The organism is Leclercia sp. UBA2479 (assembly GCF_002341985.1).
GTDB classification, from domain to species: Bacteria; Pseudomonadota; Gammaproteobacteria; order Enterobacterales; family Enterobacteriaceae; genus Enterobacter; species Enterobacter pneumoniae.
The window spans coordinates 72,662-88,766 of sequence record NZ_DDPB01000010.1; the positions used below are offsets into that span (position 1 = coordinate 72,662).

The following is a 16,105-nucleotide window of genomic DNA, read 5'->3' on the forward strand; positions in this document are numbered from 1 at the left end:
CAGGGAAAGAGCTCCCTGTTGTCTCTTCCCCGCAGTATCATCTCCATGTCACAATTTGTGCGTAATTTATTCACCGTTGCACCTGGAACTTGTGGATAAAATCACTGTCTGATACAAGAGTGGATGCTATTCTCGTTGCTCAAACGCTTTGGCATGGTTATTGCCTGATGGGGATAACCTGGACCAGAAGAGATCATATTGAGAGGAATGAATGACCAAAGAAATGCAAACTTTAGCTTTAGCCCCTGTTGGTAACCTGGAGTCTTACATCCGGGCTGCGAACACCTGGCCGATGTTAACGGCCGAGGAAGAAAAGGAGCTTGCTGAAAAGCTGCATTACCAGGGCGATCTGGAAGCAGCTAAGACGCTGATCCTGTCTCACCTGCGCTTTGTTGTTCACGTTGCTCGTAATTACTCGGGCTACGGCCTGCCGCAGGCGGACTTGATTCAGGAAGGTAACATTGGCCTGATGAAGGCTGTACGTCGCTTTAACCCGGAAGTGGGTGTGCGACTGGTCTCCTTCGCCGTGCACTGGATCAAAGCGGAAATTCACGAATACGTACTGCGTAACTGGCGTATCGTGAAGGTCGCCACGACGAAAGCGCAACGCAAACTCTTCTTTAACCTGCGTAAAACCAAGCAGCGTCTGGGCTGGTTTAATCAGGATGAAGTGGAAATGGTGGCGCGCGAGCTGGGTGTAACCAGTAAAGACGTGCGTGAGATGGAATCCCGTATGGCCGCCCAGGACATGACCTTTGACATGTCTTCCGACGACGATGCGTCCGACAGCCAGCCGATGGCACCGGTTCTGTATCTACAGGATAAAACCTCTAACTTTGCTGACGGCATTGAAGAGGACAACTGGGAAGATCAGGCCGCCAACAAGCTGAGCTTTGCGATGGAAGGCCTCGACGAGCGTAGCCAGGATATTATCCGTGCCCGCTGGCTGGACGAAGACAACAAGTCCACCCTGCAGGAGCTGGCCGACCGCTACGGCGTCTCCGCTGAACGTGTGCGTCAGCTTGAAAAGAACGCCATGAAAAAACTTCGCGCCGCTATTGAAGCGTAATTTCTGCGAGGTCCCCGCTTAGCCGAAATAGTTCAGGCTGCAGGAAGGCGGCAAATGAGTGAATCCCGATGAGCTTACATGAGTAAGTGATTCGGGTGAACGAGAGCAGCCAACGTACCTGCGGCTTGAAATATGAAGGATAAAAGCCCCTGGATGTGAATCCGGGGGTTCTGTTTTTTTAACGCCCACTCTGGCGAAATTTTACCCCCTGGCAAACACTTACTGATGCGCTACGCATGCGATCCTCAGGGGGATAAGGTGAACAACAAAGAACTTAATGACCGGCGCTTGCAGGCCACGCCGCGCGGCATTGGGGTGATGTGTAACTTCTATGCCGATAAAGCCGAAAACGCCACGGTGTGGGACGTGGAAGGCAACGAATACATCGACTTCGCCGCCGGGATCGCGGTGCTGAACACCGGCCATCGTCATCCAAAAGTCATCGCCGCCATCGAAAAACAGCTTCACGCCTTTACGCATACCGCCTACCAGATTGTCCCGTACGAAGGCTATGTCGCCCTCGCAGAGCGCATTAATGCCCGCGTGCCGATCGACGGGCCGGCCAAAACCGCCTTCTTCTCAACCGGCGCAGAAGCGGTTGAAAATGCGGTGAAGATCGCCCGCGCCTGGACCCGTCGTCCAGGCCTTATCACCTTTGGCGGTGCCTTCCATGGCCGCACCTTTATGACCATGGCCCTCACAGGCAAAGTGGCACCCTATAAACTGGGATTCGGCCCTTTCCCCGGCTCGGTCTACCATGCGCAATTTCCCAACGAACTGCACGGGGTAAGCACCGCTGAGGCGCTGCAAAGCGTGGAACGCCTGTTTAAAACCGACATCGCCCCGGATCAGGTGGCAGCCATCATCATTGAACCGGTGCAGGGCGAAGGCGGGTTCAACGTGGCCCCCGACGATTTTATGCTGGGGCTGCGCGCCATCTGCGATAACCACGGCATTTTGCTGATTGCCGATGAAGTCCAAACGGGCTTTGCCCGTACCGGCAAACTCTTCTCAATGGAACATCACCGCGTAAAGGCGGATCTCATCACCATGGCGAAAAGCCTGGCGGGCGGGATGCCGCTCTCGGCGGTCTCGGGGCGCGCAGAGGTGATGGACGCCCCCGCGCCGGGCGGTCTGGGCGGCACCTATGCGGGTAATCCGCTGGCGATTGCAGCAGCCCATGCGGTGCTGGACGTGATCGATGAAGAGGATCTCTGCGCACGTGCGGCGCATCTCGGTCATCATTTGGTGGAAGTACTGAACAACGCCAAAGAGAGTTGCCCTTATATCGCCGATATCCGTGCCCAGGGCTCAATGGTGGCGGTGGAGTTCAACGACCCGCAAACCGGACAGCCCTCGCCGGAATTTACGCGGCAGGTCCAGGAGCGCGCCCTGAAAGAGGGGCTACTGCTGCTAAGTTGCGGCGTGTATGGCAACGTGATTCGTTTCCTCTATCCGCTTACCCTTCCCGAAGCTCAGTTCCGTAAAGCGCTGGATATTATTTCTGCGGCGCTGACACGTTAAAGCCTTTTACCCGGCAGAAAAAACTGCCGGGTTTATCATATATTCATTTCAAATTAGCTATTCCATATCCATGAAAATGGGGTATGTTTTAGCAGAGTATGCTGCTTTGGCACCGGCAGCACACCAAAATATAACTATCATATGCTTTTCTTATGCCGATAAGAAAAATAATGTGCCGCACAACAACATCACAACAATTGCAAAAACCATAACAATGGGGATTCTCAGGATGAACATGAAGGGTAAAGCGTTACTGGCAGGATGTATCGCGCTGGCATTCAGCACCATGGCCCAAGCAGATATTAAAGTGGCGGTTGTGGGCGCCATGTCCGGCCCGGTAGCACAGTACGGCGATCAGGAGTTTACGGGCGCAGAGCAGGCGGTTGCAGACATTAATGCCAAAGGCGGCATCAAAGGCGAAAAACTGCAGATCGTAAAATATGATGACGCCTGTGACCCGAAACAAGCGGTCGCGGTAGCGAACAAAGTGGTAAACGATGGGATTAAATACGTTATCGGCCACCTGTGCTCCTCATCCACGCAGCCTGCGTCTGATATCTACGAAGACGAAGGCATTCTGATGATTACCCCGGCAGCTACCGCACCGGAGCTGACTTCACGTGGTTACAAACTGACCCTGCGTACCACCGGTCTGGATTCCGACCAGGGGCCAACCGCGGCGAAATACATTCTGGAAAAAGTGAAGCCACAGCGTATCGCTATCGTTCACGACAAACAGCAGTACGGTGAAGGCCTGGCGCGCGCGGTGCAGGATAACCTGAAAAAAGCCAACGCCAATGTGGTCTTCTTTGACGGTATTACCGCCGGTGAGAAAGACTTCTCTACGCTGGTGGCGCGTCTGAAGAAAGAGAATATCGATTTCGTCTACTACGGTGGTTATCACCCGGAGATGGGCCAGATCCTGCGTCAGGCACGCGCTGCCGGTCTGAAAACCCAGTTTATGGGTCCGGAAGGGGTTGCGAACGTCTCCCTGTCTAACATTGCGGGTGAGTCTGCCGAAGGTCTGCTGGTGACCAAGCCGAAGAACTACGACCAGGTGCCTGCGAACAAACCGATCGTAGATGCAATCAAAGCGAAGAAACAGGATCCAAGCGGCGCGTTCGTCTGGACTACCTACGCGGCGCTGCAGTCTCTGCAGGCGGGTCTGAACCAGTCAGCCGATCCGGCTGAGATTGCTACCTGGCTGAAAGCGAACTCTGTTGAAACCGTAATGGGGCCGCTGTCATGGGATGAGAAGGGCGACCTGAAGGGCTTCGAGTTTGGCGTGTTTGACTGGCATGCTAACGGTACGGCGACCGACGCTAAGTAAGACTGGTGCGGTTTGATGCCCTCACCCTAACCCTCTCCCACGGGGAGAGGGGACTGTTTGGTGGGGGCTTTTCTCCCGCTCGCTGAGGGAAGGGAGTGCCGGAACCGCCTTTCTCCCTCTCCCTGTGGGAGAGGGCCGGGGTGAGGGCATCAGGCCGCACATACCTAACCGCAAAAATCTAGCGCTTCTCCCACCCATTGGTCTGCGCCGTAAACCCTAAAGCCTGCATAAATGCCGCCATCACGCCGCGGTCCTCCACACCGACATCCGCCATCCACCATGACGTCACGCTCGGGTTATCGCGGATCACCTCTTCAATTAAATACTGCCCCACGCCACGACGGCGGGTCACGTCACGCACGCGCAGCGAGTCCAGCGCGCCCTGCGTACCGCTCAGGGTCACGCGAACGGCGGCCAGCAGACGTTCGTTAAAACGGGCAGCGTAAATACGATGGGTGTCATCAACGTTCAGAGAAGAGGGGGAGTATTCCGGCCAGATTTTGCCCAGGTCGATATGATCCTGGTCGCTAAAGGTCACCAGACGAATGATAGTCAGTTTCATTAGCAGCATGTCCACATTTAAAAAGTAGGGGCAGTGTACTCAATTTATATCCTGACCGGCGTCCTCTTTTTTAATCCATTATCCAGGTGATTACTTTTTTAGCAGTCGCATGGGTAGGGATAAAACGCAGGGATCGAAAAATAAGCAGAATATTACCCTGTAAGGCAGCGTTTTATTCCGCGCTTTGTACCGTTATTTTATGCTGCAAACTCCACTTTTATTTGTTTATCTCCGACTAATTTCAGAATATTATCTTTGCTTAATCGCCTGAAAAATAGAGATTTTAGTCTGGTTTTTGCCAAAAAACTGCGCTAAACCATTAAAGGCACTGGTAAAAATAGCGTTGTTCATTAAAAGTACAGAATGCTTTTTAACCATAATAAAACAAAATATAAACATCACGTCACGAATGGGGATTCACAGATGAAAAGGAACGCGAAAGCATTAATCGCGGGGATGGTTGCACTGGCAATTTCGCAGGCAGCGATAGCGGAAGAGATTAAAGTTGCCGTGGTAGGCGCGCTGTCCGGTCCTGTTGCCCAGTGGGGTGATATGGAGTTTAACGGCGCGCGTCAGGCTATCCAGGATATCAACGCTAAAGGCGGTATCAAAGGCGACAAACTGGTGGCCGTCGAGTATGACGATGCCTGCGACCCTAAACAGGCCGTCGCCGTAGCCAACAAAGTGGTTAACGATGGTATCCAGTACGTGATTGGTCACCTCTGCTCCTCTTCAACTCAGCCGGCGTCTGATATCTACGAAGATGAAGGCATTCTGATGATCACCCCGGGCGCCACTAACCCGGAGCTGACCCAGCGCGGCTATGAGCACATTATGCGTACCGCCGGGCTCGACTCCTCTCAGGGGCCGACCGCCGCCAAATACATTCTCGAGACCGTTAAGCCAAAGCGCATCGCCATCATTCACGATAAGCAGCAGTATGGAGAAGGGCTGGCGCGCTCCGTGCAGGACGGCCTGAAAAAAGGCAATGCGAACGTGGTCTTATTCGATGGCATTACCGCCGGTGAGAAAGACTTCTCCGCGCTGATTGCCCGCCTGCAAAAAGAGAACATCGACTTCGTCTATTACGGCGGCTACTACCCGGAAATGGGTCAGATGCTGCGCCAGGCGCGCGCTACCGGTCTGAAAACCCAGTTTATGGGACCAGAGGGGGTGGGCAACGCCTCCCTCTCTAACATCGCGGGCGATGCGGGCGAAGGCATGCTGGTCACGATGCCAAAACGCTATGACCAGGATCCGGCAAACAAAGCTATCGTGGATGCGCTCAAGGCGCAGAAAAAAGATCCAAGTGGTCCGTATGTCTGGATCACCTATGCCGCCGTGCAGTCTCTGGCCACGGCGCTGGAGCGTACCGGCAGCAAAGAGCCGCTGGATCTGGTGAAAGATTTAAAAGCACACGGGGCGAACACCGTGATTGGGCCGCTGAACTGGGATGAGAAAGGCGATCTGAAGGGATTTGAGTTTGGTGTCTTTAAGTGGCACGCCGATGGTTCGTCTTCGGCCGCCAAATAATTATCCCACCGCCCGGCTCTCCGGGCGGGTATAAAAAGGTTTGCATATGTCCGAGCAGTTTCTCTATTTCCTGCAGCAGATGTTTAACGGCGTCACGCTGGGAAGCACCTACGCGCTGATCGCTATCGGCTACACCATGGTTTACGGCATTATCGGCATGATCAACTTCGCCCACGGCGAGGTGTACATGATCGGTAGTTATGTCTCCTTTATGATCATCGCCGCGCTAATGATGATGGGCATCGACAGCAGCTGGCTGCTGGTCGCCGCCGGGTTTGTCGGCGCGATTGTGATCGCCAGCGCCTACGGCTGGAGCATCGAGCGCGTCGCCTACCGGCCGGTGCGCAGCTCCAAACGCCTGATTGCGCTGATCTCCGCCATCGGGATGTCCATTTTCCTGCAAAACTACGTCAGCCTGACCGAAGGTTCGCGCGATGTGGCGCTGCCAAGCCTGTTCAACGGCCAGTGGATTGTGGGGGCCAGCGAGAACTTCTCTGCCTCTATCACCACCATGCAGCTGGTGATCTGGATCGTGACCTTCCTGGCGATGCTCGCCCTGACTATTTTTATCCGCTACTCCCGCATGGGACGCGCCTGCCGCGCCTGCGCGGAAGATTTGAAAATGGCGAGCCTGCTTGGGATTAACACCGACCGCGTGATCGCCCTGACCTTCGTGATCGGCGCGGCGATGGCTGCCGTGGCAGGTGTCCTGCTCGGCCAGTTCTACGGCGTAATCAACCCTTACATCGGCTTTATGGCCGGGATGAAGGCCTTCACCGCAGCGGTACTGGGCGGTATCGGCAGTATCCCGGGCGCGATGATTGGCGGCCTGATCCTCGGCGTGGCGGAAGCGCTCTCTTCGGCGTACCTGAGTACAGAATATAAAGACGTGGTGTCGTTCGCCCTGCTGATTCTGGTGCTGCTGGTGATGCCTACCGGTATTCTGGGCCGTCCGGAGGTAGAGAAAGTATGAAACCGATGCATTTCGCGATGGCGCTGCTCTCTGCCGCCATGTTCTTCGTGCTGGCGGGCGTCTTTATGGGCGTCCAGCTGGAGCTGAGTGGTACCAAACTGGTCGTGGATTCCGCGGCTGACATTCGCTGGCAGTGGGTATTTATCGGCACGGCGGTGGTCTTCTTCTTCCAGCTGCTGCGCCCGATTTTCCAGAAGACGTTGAAAAACGTCTCAGGGCCGAAATTCGTGCTGCCGGCAATCGACGGCTCGACCGTTAAGCAGAAGCTGTTCCTCGTGGCGCTGCTGGTGGCCGCGGTAGCGTGGCCGTTCGTGGTCTCTCGTGGCACGGTGGATATCGCCACCCTGACCATGATTTACGTAATCCTCGGTCTCGGTCTGAACGTGGTGGTGGGCCTGTCGGGCCTGCTGGTGCTGGGCTACGGCGGTTTCTACGCCATCGGCGCCTACACCTTTGCGCTGCTGAACCACTATTACGGCCTCGGCTTCTGGACCTGTCTGCCGCTGGCGGGGCTGGTCTCGGCTGCTGCGGGCTTCCTGCTTGGCTTCCCGGTCTTGCGCCTGCGCGGCGACTATCTGGCGATTGTGACCTTAGGCTTCGGTGAAATCGTCCGTATCCTGCTGCTCAACAACACCGAAGTGACCGGCGGCCCGAACGGCATTAGCCAGATCCCGAAACCGACCTTCTTCGGCCTGGAGTTCAGCCGCACCGCCCGCGAAGGCGGCTGGGACACCTTCAGCAACTTTTTTGGCATTAAGTACGATCCGTCCGACCGTGTGATTTGGCTCTATCTGGTGGCACTGCTGCTGGTGGTCATCACGCTATTCGTGATTAACCGTCTGCTGCGCATGCCGCTGGGCCGCGCGTGGGAAGCGCTGCGTGAAGATGAGATCGCCTGTCGCTCGCTGGGTCTGAACCCGACCCGCATCAAGCTGACCGCGTTCACCATCAGCGCCGCGTTTGCCGGCTTTGCCGGAACGCTGTTTGCCGCGCGTCAGGGCTTCGTCAGCCCGGAATCCTTCACCTTTGCCGAATCTGCCTTTGTGCTGGCGATTGTGGTGCTGGGCGGGATGGGATCGCAGTTCGCCGTTATTCTTGCAGCCGTCCTGCTGGTGGTCTCCCGCGAGCTGATGCGCGACTTTAACGAATACAGCATGCTGATGCTGGGTGGTTTGATGGTGCTGATGATGATCTGGCGTCCGCAGGGCTTGCTGCCGATGACCCGTCCGCAGTTGAAGCTTAAGCGTGCGGAAGTGAAAGGAGAGCAGGCATGAGTCAGCCATTATTATCCGTTAACGGTCTGATGATGCGTTTTGGCGGCCTGCTGGCCGTCAACAATGTGAATCTGGATCTGCATAAGAAAGAGATCGTCTCCCTGATAGGCCCGAACGGCGCAGGAAAGACCACGGTCTTTAACTGCCTGACCGGCTTCTATAAGCCGACGGGCGGCACCATCATGCTGCGCGAGCAGCACCTGGAAGGGCTGCCGGGCCAGCAGATTGCCCGCATGGGCGTAGTGCGTACCTTCCAGCACGTGCGCCTGTTCCGTGAAATGACGGTGATTGAGAACCTGCTGGTGGCGCAACATCAGCAGCTTAAAACCGGCCTCTTCTCCGGCCTGCTGAAAACCCCGGCCTTCCGCCGCGCGCAGGAAGAAGCGCTCGACCGCGCCGCTACCTGGCTGGATCGTATCGGTCTGCTGCAGCACGCTAACCGCCAGGCGAGTAACCTGGCCTACGGGGATCAGCGTCGTCTGGAGATTGTCCGCTGCATGGTGACCCAGCCGGAAATTCTGATGCTCGACGAACCGGCCGCTGGCCTCAACCCGAAAGAGACCAAAGAGCTGGACGAGCTGATTGCTGAGCTGCGCGATCATCACGACACCACCATCCTGCTTATCGAACACGATATGAAGCTGGTGATGGGCATTTCTGACCGTATCTACGTGGTAAATCAGGGCACACCGCTGGCCAACGGCACGCCGGAAGAGATCCGCAACAACCCGGACGTGATCCGCGCATACCTGGGTGAGGCATAAGATGGAAAAAGCGATGTTAACGTTCGACAAGGTCAATGCGCACTACGGTAAGATCCAGGCGCTGCACGATGTCAGCCTGCACATTAATCAGGGCGAAATCGTCACCCTGATTGGGGCCAACGGCGCGGGTAAAACCACGCTGCTCGGCACCCTGTGCGGCGACCCGCGCGCCAGCAGCGGGCAGATTGTGTTCGACGGCAAAGAGATCACCGACTGGCAGACCGCCAAAATCATGCGCGAGGCGGTGGCGATTGTTCCGGAAGGGCGCCGCGTCTTCTCGCGCATGACGGTGGAAGAGAACCTGGCGATGGGCGGTTTCTTCGCCCACCGCGACCAGTTTCAGACCCGCATCAAATGGGTATACGAACTCTTCCCGCGTCTGTGGGAGCGTCGCGTGCAGCGTGCCGGCACCATGTCCGGCGGTGAACAGCAGATGCTGGCGATTGGTCGCGCGCTGATGAGCCAGCCGCGTTTGCTGTTGCTTGACGAACCCTCGCTCGGCCTTGCGCCGATCATTATCCAGCAGATTTTCGACACCATCGAACAGCTGCGCAAAGAGGGGATGACCATCTTCCTCGTCGAGCAGAACGCCAACCAGGCGCTGAAGCTCGCCGACCGCGGCTACGTGCTGGAGAACGGTCGCGTGGTGCTGTCCGATACCGGCGACGCGCTGCTGGCGAACGAAGCCGTGCGGAGTGCGTATTTGGGCGGTTGAGAGATTCATCTTTTAAAAAGGAGCCATCTGGCTCCTTTTTTGTACGCCTTACCTGTACAATAAACCTGTACTTAAAAGGAGGCTCTATGCGTACAATGAACTATAGCGAAGCCCGGCAGAATCTTGCCTCCGCGCTCGAGTCCGCGGCAGCAGGAACGCCAGTCACTATTTCACGTCGTGGTCATAAGTCTGCGGTGATCATCAGTATGGAAGAGTTTGAGCGCTATCAGACGGCAAAGCTCGACGCAGAGTTTGACGCCATTATGGGTATTCATGGCAGCGAAATCAGGGAGCTGGCTGACAAATGACGCTGCAATTTATCTCAGCGGAAGAGATAGTGCTGTTTCACGACAAGCTGCTTAGCGTGACGCCGGGCGTTGCGGGAATGCCGGATCCAGGCCGGGCGGAAGCCCTGCTGTATCGCGTGCTGAATAAGTACGAATACGAAGGCGTTACCGATGTCTGGATGCTGGCGGCGATGCACCTGCTGGCTATCTCTCGCGGTCACATCTTCAATGACGGCAATAAGCGAACGGCTTTGTTTATTACCCTGCTGTTTCTCAAACGTAATGGTATTTCGTTAAAGGCCAATCCCGATTATGTGGATATGACCGTTGAGGCAGCGGCAGGGCATTTGACGCTTGACGAGGTTGTCCAGCGTCTACGTTGTTAGCCCGAAGCCTTCTCTTCGCGTGGGTAAGTACCAGACCAAGGTAAAAGCAAAAAGGCAACGTACGTTGCCTTTTTTAGTGTTTGCTCCCTCTCCCGTGGGAGAGGGCCGGGGTGAGGGCATCAAACAGCAACGATCCCCTTCACACAACCATCATCCCCCTGACGTCTTGTTGTAACCTATCTGTAAACAAACAGTTATTTTTCTGTCATTCGAGCATGTCATGTTACCTCGCGAGCACAAAACGCGTGATATCGCGCATCCGGCACAATAAGAGAGATGACAATGACATCGTTACGACACACAGCTTTGGGTCTGGCAATCGGTCTGGCTTTTGCAACGAACGCAATGGCTGTCACTACCATTCCATTCTGGCATTCCATGGAAGGGGAGTTGGGTAAAGAAGTAGACTCCCTGGCGCAGCGTTTCAATGACACCCACCCGGATTACAAAATTGTGCCGGTGTACAAAGGTAACTACGAGCAGAGCCTGAGCGCGGGCATCGCCGCCTTCCGTACCGGCAACGCACCGGCCTTGCTGCAGGTATATGAAGTGGGCACTGCCACCATGATGGCCTCGAAAGCCATCAAACCGGTCTACGAAGTGTTTAAAGACGCGGGCATCAACTTCGACGAATCCCAGTTCGTGCCGACGGTTTCCGGTTACTACACCGATTCCAAAACCGGCCACCTGCTGTCTCAGCCGTTCAACAGCTCTACCCCGGTGCTGTACTACAACAAAGACGCCTTTAAGAAAGCCGGTTTAGACCCGGAGCAGCCGCCAAAAACCTGGCAGGATCTCGCCGAGTACACTGCGAAGCTGAAAGCTGCAGGGATGAAGTGCGGCTACGCCAGCGGCTGGCAGGGCTGGATCCAGATTGAAAACTTCAGCGCCTGGCACGGCCTGCCGGTGGCGACCAAAAACAACGGCTTCGACGGCACCGACGCAGTGCTGGAGTTCAACAAGCCAGAGCAGGTAAAACACATCGCGCTGCTTGCCGATCTGAACAAGAAGGGCGACTTCAGCTACTTCGGTCGTAAAGACGAATCCACCGAGAAGTTCTACAGCGGTGACTGCGCTATCACTACCGCCTCCTCCGGCTCGCTGGCGGACATCCGTCACTACGCCAAATTCAATTACGGCGTGGGCATGATGCCTTACGACGCCGACGTGAAGGGCGCGCCGCAGAACGCCATCATCGGCGGGGCGAGCCTGTGGGTCATGCAGGGTAAAGATAACGGCACCTACAAGGGTGTGGCCGAGTTCCTCGACTTCCTGGCGAAGCCAGAAAATGCGGCCGAATGGCACCAGAAGACCGGCTACCTGCCGATCACCAAAGCCGCCTACGACCTGACCCGCGAGCAGGGCTTCTATGAGAAGAACCCGGGGGCGGATATCGCCACGCGTCAGATGCTGAACAAGCCGCCGTTGCCGTTCACTAAAGGTCTGCGTCTGGGCAACATGCCGCAGATCCGTACCATCGTGGATGAAGAGCTGGAAAGCGTCTGGACCGGGAAGAAAACGCCACAGCAGGCGCTGGATTCTGCGGTAGAGCGCGGGAACCAGCTGCTGCGCCGCTTTGAACAGTCGACGAAATCGTAATTAAAACTCATCCCCTCACCCCGGCCCTCTCCCCAAAGGGGAGAGGGTGTCATCGTCCCCTCTCCCCTTTGGGGAGAGGGTTAGGGTGAGGGGTGAAAAACTACCTGAGCTAACCTATGTCCTCATCCCGTCCGGTGTTCCGCTCCCGCTGGCTACCCTATCTGCTGGTCGCGCCGCAGCTGGTTATCACCGTTATCTTCTTTATCTGGCCTGCGGGCGAAGCGCTCTGGTACTCGGTACAAAGCGTCGATCCGTTCGGGCTCTCCAGCCAGTTTGTTGGCCTGGATAATTTCGCTGCCCTCTGGCACGACAGCTATTACCTCGACGCATTCTGGACAACGATGAAATTCAGCGCGCTGGTTACCGTCAGCGGCCTGCTCGTCTCGCTGTTCTTCGCCGCGCTGGTGGATTACGTGGTGCGCGGCAGCCGCCTCTATCAAACCCTGATGCTGCTCCCCTACGCCGTGGCGCCTGCTGTGGCCGCCGTGCTGTGGATCTTCCTGTTTAATCCGGGGCGCGGGCTGATTACCCACTTCCTGGCAGAGCTCGGCTATGACTGGAACCATGCGCAGAACAGCGGTCAGGCGATGTTCCTGGTGGTCTTCGCCTCGGTGTGGAAGCAGATCAGCTACAACTTCCTGTTCTTCTTCGCCGCGCTGCAGTCTATTCCGCGATCGCTGGTAGAGGCCGCCGCCATTGATGGTGCAGGCCCGGTACGCCGCTTCTTTCGTCTTGCCCTGCCGCTAATCGCGCCGGTGAGTTTCTTCCTGCTGGTGGTCAATCTGGTCTACGCCTTCTTCGACACCTTCCCGGTGATCGACGCCGCCACCGCAGGCGGCCCGGTACAGGCCACCACCACCCTGATTTATAAGATCTATCGCGAAGGCTTCGCCGGCCTGGATCTCTCGGCCTCCGCCGCCCAGTCCGTCGTGCTCATGTTCCTCGTCATCCTCCTGACGGTGGTGCAGTTCCGCTATGTTGAAAGTAAGGTGCGCTACCAATGATTGAGAACCGTCGTGGGCTGACGATTTTCAGCCATACCATGTTGATTCTGGGGATCGTCGTTATTCTGTTCCCGCTGTACGTGGCCTTTGTGGCCGCCACGCTGGACACCAAAGCGGTGTTTGATACGCCAATGACGCTGATCCCCGGCACGCATCTGCTAGAAAACATGAGGACCATCTGGACCCAGGGCGTGGGCGCCAACAGCGCGCCGTTCTGGCTGATGATGCTCAACAGCTTCATCATGGCGTTTGGCATTACGGTGGGCAAAATCACCGTCTCGATGCTCTCGGCCTTCGCCATCGTCTGGTTCCGCTTTCCGCTGCGTAACCTCTTCTTCTGGATGATTTTCATCACCCTGATGCTACCGGTAGAAGTGCGTATCTTCCCGACGGTGGAGGTGATCGCTAACCTCGGCATGCTCGACAGCTACGCGGGCTTAACCCTGCCGCTGATGGCCTCGGCCACCGCCACTTTCCTGTTCCGCCAGTTCTTTATGACCCTGCCGGACGAGCTGATTGAAGCGGCGCGTATCGACGGTGCCTCGCCGATGCGCTTTTTCCGCGACATCGTGCTACCGCTCTCACGCACCAACCTCGCGGCGCTGTTTGTGATCACCTTTATCTACGGCTGGAACCAGTACCTGTGGCCGCTGTTGATTATTCAGGACGTCAACCTCGGCACGGCCGTGGCAGGCATCAAAGGCATGATCGCCACCGGCGAAGGCACCACCCTCTGGAACCAGGTGATGGCGGCGATGCTGCTCACCCTTATCCCACCCGTCGTCATAGTTTTAGCCATGCAGCGTGCATTTGTCCGCGGCCTGGTCGATAGCGAGAAATAACATGGCAGGTTTAAAACTTCAGGCAGTAACCAAAAGCTGGGATGGCAAAACCCAGGTCATTCAGCCGCTCACGCTCGACGTAGCGGACGGCGAGTTTATCGTCATGGTCGGCCCGTCCGGCTGCGGCAAATCGACGCTGCTGCGGATGGTGGCGGGGCTGGAGCGCGTGACCTCCGGGGATATCTGGATTGACCGCCAGCGCGTCACCGAGATGGAGCCAAAAGATCGCGGCATTGCGATGGTGTTTCAGAACTACGCCCTCTATCCGCACATGAGCGTGGAAGAGAACATGGCCTGGGGGCTGAAAATCCGCGGCATGGGCAAAGGCCATATTGAGGAGCGTGTTAAAGAGGCGGCGCGCATTCTGGAGCTGGACGGCCTGCTAAAGCGTCGCCCGCGTGAACTCTCCGGCGGCCAGCGTCAGCGCGTAGCGATGGGGCGCGCCATCGTGCGCGATCCGGCGGTGTTCCTGTTCGATGAGCCTCTCTCTAACCTTGACGCCAAGCTGCGTGTGCAGATGCGTCTCGAGCTACAGCAACTGCATCGCCGCCTGAAAACAACCTCGTTATACGTGACCCACGATCAGGTGGAGGCCATGACCCTCGCCCAGCGGGTCATGGTAATGAACAAAGGGATTGCCGAGCAGATTGGCACGCCGGTGGAAGTGTACGAGAAGCCGGCCACCCGCTTTGTGGCGAGCTTTATCGGCAGCCCGGCGATGAACCTGCTGGAAGGGCGTATCAGCAGCGCGGGCACCCACTTTGAACTGGAAAGCGGGATGGCATTGCCCATCAACTGGTACTATCGTGGTTACGCCGGGCGTAAAATGACGCTCGGTATCCGCCCGGAACATATCGGTTTAACCTCTCAGGCGGACGGGGGCGTGCCGCTGGTGATGGACACGCTCGAGATGCTGGGGGCAGACAACCTGGCGCACGGACGGTGGGGCGAGCAAAAGCTGGTGGTGCGTCTGGCCCATCAGGAACGCCCTAAAGCAGGCAGCACGCTATGGCTGCACCTGCCGGAAAATCACCTGCATCTCTTTGATGGTGAAACAGGACAACGACTATGAGTAACTGGCCTTATCCCCACATCGTCGCCCACCGTGGCGGCGGTAAATTGGCTCCGGAAAACACCCTGGCGGCTATCGACACCGGCGCGCGTTTCGGCCATACGATGATCGAGTTTGACGCCAAGCTGTCAAAAGATGGCGAAATCTTCTTGCTGCACGACGACAACCTGGAGCGCACCAGCAACGGCTGGGGCGTGGCGGGGGAGTTGCCGTGGCGTGACCTGCTGAAAGTGGATGCCGGAAGCTGGTACAGCGGTGAATTCAAAGGCGAACCGCTGCCGCTGTTAGCGGAGGTGGCGGACCGTTGTCGTCAACACGGGATGATGGCCAATATTGAGATCAAACCCACGACCGGCACCGGGCCGCTCACGGGGAAAGTGATTGCCCTCGCCGCACGTCAACTGTGGGAAGGGATGACCGCACCGCTGCTATCGTCGTTTGATATTGACGCGCTTGAGGCGGCCCAGGCCGCCGTTCCGGAACTGCCGCGCGGAGTGCTGCTGGATGAATGGCGTGAAGACTGGCGCGAGTTAACGACCCGCCTGCAATGCGTGTCGATTCACTTAAACCACAAGCTGTTGGATGAAGCACGGGTTAAGGCGTTGAAAGAGGCGGGGCTGTATATCCTGGTGTATACCGTCAACAAACCCCAGCGTGCAGCCGAGCTGCTGCGCTGGGGAGTGGATTGCATCTGCACCGATGCCATTGACCAGATAGGCCCGAACTTTACGGCTGGTTAAGCAGGGTGCCATTCTGCTGCTGCGGCAACATATGCTGTTGCTGCATGCCGCTCTGACTGGTGGTGCTGTTGAGCATGCCGCCGCTGGTGTTGGGTAACGTCTGCACACCCGGCTGGCTTTGCTGGATCCTCTGCGTATTGTTATTCATCTGCGTTTGCAGCTGCTGTTGCTGGATGCGCGTCTGCGTCTGCAACTGCTGATTCAGCATCCCTTTCTGTTGCTGCTGTTGGTTCATCATCTGGGTCTGCATCCGTTGCTGGCTCGGATTCTGATAACCCGGCTGATTAGGGTTATTCAGCGTATTAATCGGCTGTGCCAGCACGGCAAAAGGCAATAACGTCGTCAGTAAAAGAAGTCGTTTCATTGTGATTTCCCCCTTCTGAGGTCTCCTCTAAGTTTACCTCTATTCCGTCACTACGATGATTTTTTAG

Annotated in this window: 17 protein-coding genes; 15 read left to right on the forward strand and 2 right to left on the reverse strand. The window is 56.7% G+C overall.

What is annotated here, in order from left to right; translation table 11 throughout:
- Positions 1-211: 211 nt before the first annotated feature.
- The 3 genes from rpoH to livJ all read left to right on the forward strand — a co-directional run bounded on the left by rpoH (position 212) and on the right by livJ (position 3,923).
- Positions 212-1,069: an RNA polymerase sigma factor RpoH gene (gene rpoH, locus B3B59_RS16300; RefSeq protein ID WP_040078232.1), complete on the forward strand. Its 858-nt coding sequence runs from the start codon at positions 212-214 to the stop codon at positions 1,067-1,069.
- Positions 1,070-1,327: 258 nt separating this feature from the next.
- Entirely contained in the window at positions 1,328-2,593 is a 1,266-nt protein-coding gene (locus B3B59_RS16305; RefSeq protein WP_286809551.1) for a 4-aminobutyrate--2-oxoglutarate transaminase, read from the forward strand.
- Positions 2,594-2,822: 229 nt separating this feature from the next.
- Positions 2,823-3,923 carry a branched chain amino acid ABC transporter substrate-binding protein LivJ gene (livJ, locus tag B3B59_RS16310; protein WP_072039552.1) on the forward strand — a complete coding sequence of 367 codons (1,101 nt, stop codon included), beginning with the start codon at positions 2,823-2,825 and terminating at the stop codon, positions 3,921-3,923.
- Positions 3,924-4,101: 178 nt separating this feature from the next.
- Here livJ and panM read toward each other — a convergent pair whose 3' ends face one another.
- On the reverse strand, positions 4,102-4,485 hold the full coding sequence (panM, locus tag B3B59_RS16315) for an aspartate 1-decarboxylase autocleavage activator PanM (protein ID WP_040078652.1): 384 nt from the start codon (positions 4,483-4,485) through the stop codon (positions 4,102-4,104).
- A 423-nt stretch (positions 4,486-4,908) separates the two neighbouring features.
- Between panM and livK the strand changes: the two genes are divergently transcribed.
- The 12 genes from livK (at position 4,909) to ugpQ (ending at position 15,674) form a co-directional block, all read left to right on the forward strand.
- Entirely contained in the window at positions 4,909-6,018 is a 1,110-nt protein-coding gene (gene livK, locus B3B59_RS16320) for a high-affinity branched-chain amino acid ABC transporter substrate-binding protein LivK (RefSeq protein WP_286809552.1), read from the forward strand.
- Positions 6,019-6,064: 46 nt separating this feature from the next.
- Complete coding sequence (livH, locus tag B3B59_RS16325; protein WP_040078237.1) at positions 6,065-6,991, forward strand: high-affinity branched-chain amino acid ABC transporter permease LivH; 927 nt, start codon at positions 6,065-6,067, stop codon at positions 6,989-6,991.
- Positions 6,988-8,265, forward strand: coding sequence for a high-affinity branched-chain amino acid ABC transporter permease LivM (locus B3B59_RS16330; RefSeq protein ID WP_207292543.1), 1,278 nt, complete (start codon positions 6,988-6,990; stop codon positions 8,263-8,265). Before livH ends, B3B59_RS16330 begins: the two co-directional genes overlap by 4 nt.
- Positions 8,262-9,029, forward strand: coding sequence for a high-affinity branched-chain amino acid ABC transporter ATP-binding protein LivG (gene livG / locus B3B59_RS16335; RefSeq protein ID WP_046886787.1), 768 nt, complete (start codon positions 8,262-8,264; stop codon positions 9,027-9,029). The genes B3B59_RS16330 and livG overlap by 4 nt, the downstream gene beginning before the upstream one ends.
- 1 nt (position 9,030) lies before the next feature.
- Positions 9,031-9,744 carry a high-affinity branched-chain amino acid ABC transporter ATP-binding protein LivF gene (gene livF / locus B3B59_RS16340; RefSeq protein WP_046886786.1) on the forward strand — a complete coding sequence of 238 codons (714 nt, stop codon included), beginning with the start codon at positions 9,031-9,033 and terminating at the stop codon, positions 9,742-9,744.
- An 86-nt stretch (positions 9,745-9,830) separates the two neighbouring features.
- Positions 9,831-10,052, forward strand: a complete 222-nt coding sequence (locus B3B59_RS16345) for a type II toxin-antitoxin system Phd/YefM family antitoxin (protein WP_040078241.1) — start codon at positions 9,831-9,833, stop codon at positions 10,050-10,052.
- The gene (locus tag B3B59_RS16350) at positions 10,049-10,417 is read left to right on the forward strand and encodes a type II toxin-antitoxin system death-on-curing family toxin (protein ID WP_286809554.1); all 369 of its coding nucleotides are present in this window, start codon (positions 10,049-10,051) and stop codon (positions 10,415-10,417) included. Before B3B59_RS16345 ends, B3B59_RS16350 begins: the two co-directional genes overlap by 4 nt.
- A 282-nt stretch (positions 10,418-10,699) precedes the next feature.
- The gene (ugpB, locus tag B3B59_RS16355; protein WP_040078243.1) at positions 10,700-12,016 is read left to right on the forward strand and encodes a sn-glycerol-3-phosphate ABC transporter substrate-binding protein UgpB; all 1,317 of its coding nucleotides are present in this window, start codon (positions 10,700-10,702) and stop codon (positions 12,014-12,016) included.
- A 116-nt stretch (positions 12,017-12,132) separates the two neighbouring features.
- Positions 12,133-13,020, forward strand: coding sequence for a sn-glycerol-3-phosphate ABC transporter permease UgpA (gene ugpA / locus B3B59_RS16360; RefSeq protein WP_040078244.1), 888 nt, complete (start codon positions 12,133-12,135; stop codon positions 13,018-13,020).
- Positions 13,017-13,862 (forward strand): sn-glycerol-3-phosphate ABC transporter permease UgpE, encoded by an 846-nt coding sequence (gene ugpE / locus B3B59_RS16365; RefSeq protein WP_046886785.1) that lies wholly within the window; start codon positions 13,017-13,019, stop codon positions 13,860-13,862. Before ugpA ends, ugpE begins: the two co-directional genes overlap by 4 nt.
- Before the next feature lies 1 nt (position 13,863).
- On the forward strand, positions 13,864-14,934 hold the full coding sequence (locus B3B59_RS16370) for a sn-glycerol-3-phosphate import ATP-binding protein UgpC (RefSeq protein ID WP_040078246.1): 1,071 nt from the start codon (positions 13,864-13,866) through the stop codon (positions 14,932-14,934).
- Positions 14,931-15,674 carry a glycerophosphodiester phosphodiesterase gene (ugpQ, locus tag B3B59_RS16375; protein WP_286809555.1) on the forward strand — a complete coding sequence of 248 codons (744 nt, stop codon included), beginning with the start codon at positions 14,931-14,933 and terminating at the stop codon, positions 15,672-15,674. The genes B3B59_RS16370 and ugpQ overlap by 4 nt, the downstream gene beginning before the upstream one ends.
- Here the strand turns inward: ugpQ and B3B59_RS16380 are convergent.
- On the reverse strand, positions 15,661-16,038 hold the full coding sequence (locus B3B59_RS16380) for a DUF2756 family protein (RefSeq protein WP_040078248.1): 378 nt from the start codon (positions 16,036-16,038) through the stop codon (positions 15,661-15,663). The genes ugpQ and B3B59_RS16380 overlap by 14 nt on opposite strands.
- Positions 16,039-16,105 lie beyond the last annotated feature (67 nt).

Excerpts from the sequence above, each read along its gene's own strand:
- rpoH (WP_040078232.1), top strand. The coding sequence starts at position 212 with ATGACCAAAGAAATGCAAACTTTAGCTTTAGCCCCTGTTGGTAACCTG.
- livJ (WP_072039552.1), top strand. The coding sequence starts at position 2,823 with ATGAACATGAAGGGTAAAGCGTTACTGGCAGGATGTATCGCGCTGGCA.
- panM (WP_040078652.1), bottom strand. The coding sequence starts at position 4,485 with ATGAAACTGACTATCATTCGTCTGGTGACCTTTAGCGACCAGGATCAT.
- livK (WP_286809552.1), top strand. The coding sequence starts at position 4,909 with ATGAAAAGGAACGCGAAAGCATTAATCGCGGGGATGGTTGCACTGGCA.
- livH (WP_040078237.1), top strand. The coding sequence starts at position 6,065 with ATGTCCGAGCAGTTTCTCTATTTCCTGCAGCAGATGTTTAACGGCGTC.
- B3B59_RS16330 (WP_207292543.1), top strand. The coding sequence starts at position 6,988 with ATGAAACCGATGCATTTCGCGATGGCGCTGCTCTCTGCCGCCATGTTC.
- livG (WP_046886787.1), top strand. The coding sequence starts at position 8,262 with ATGAGTCAGCCATTATTATCCGTTAACGGTCTGATGATGCGTTTTGGC.
- livF (WP_046886786.1), top strand. The coding sequence starts at position 9,031 with ATGGAAAAAGCGATGTTAACGTTCGACAAGGTCAATGCGCACTACGGT.
- B3B59_RS16345 (WP_040078241.1), top strand. The coding sequence starts at position 9,831 with ATGCGTACAATGAACTATAGCGAAGCCCGGCAGAATCTTGCCTCCGCG.
- B3B59_RS16350 (WP_286809554.1), top strand. The coding sequence starts at position 10,049 with ATGACGCTGCAATTTATCTCAGCGGAAGAGATAGTGCTGTTTCACGAC.
- ugpB (WP_040078243.1), top strand. The coding sequence starts at position 10,700 with ATGACATCGTTACGACACACAGCTTTGGGTCTGGCAATCGGTCTGGCT.
- ugpA (WP_040078244.1), top strand. The coding sequence starts at position 12,133 with ATGTCCTCATCCCGTCCGGTGTTCCGCTCCCGCTGGCTACCCTATCTG.
- ugpE (WP_046886785.1), top strand. The coding sequence starts at position 13,017 with ATGATTGAGAACCGTCGTGGGCTGACGATTTTCAGCCATACCATGTTG.
- B3B59_RS16370 (WP_040078246.1), top strand. The coding sequence starts at position 13,864 with ATGGCAGGTTTAAAACTTCAGGCAGTAACCAAAAGCTGGGATGGCAAA.
- ugpQ (WP_286809555.1), top strand. The coding sequence starts at position 14,931 with ATGAGTAACTGGCCTTATCCCCACATCGTCGCCCACCGTGGCGGCGGT.
- B3B59_RS16380 (WP_040078248.1), bottom strand. The coding sequence starts at position 16,038 with ATGAAACGACTTCTTTTACTGACGACGTTATTGCCTTTTGCCGTGCTG.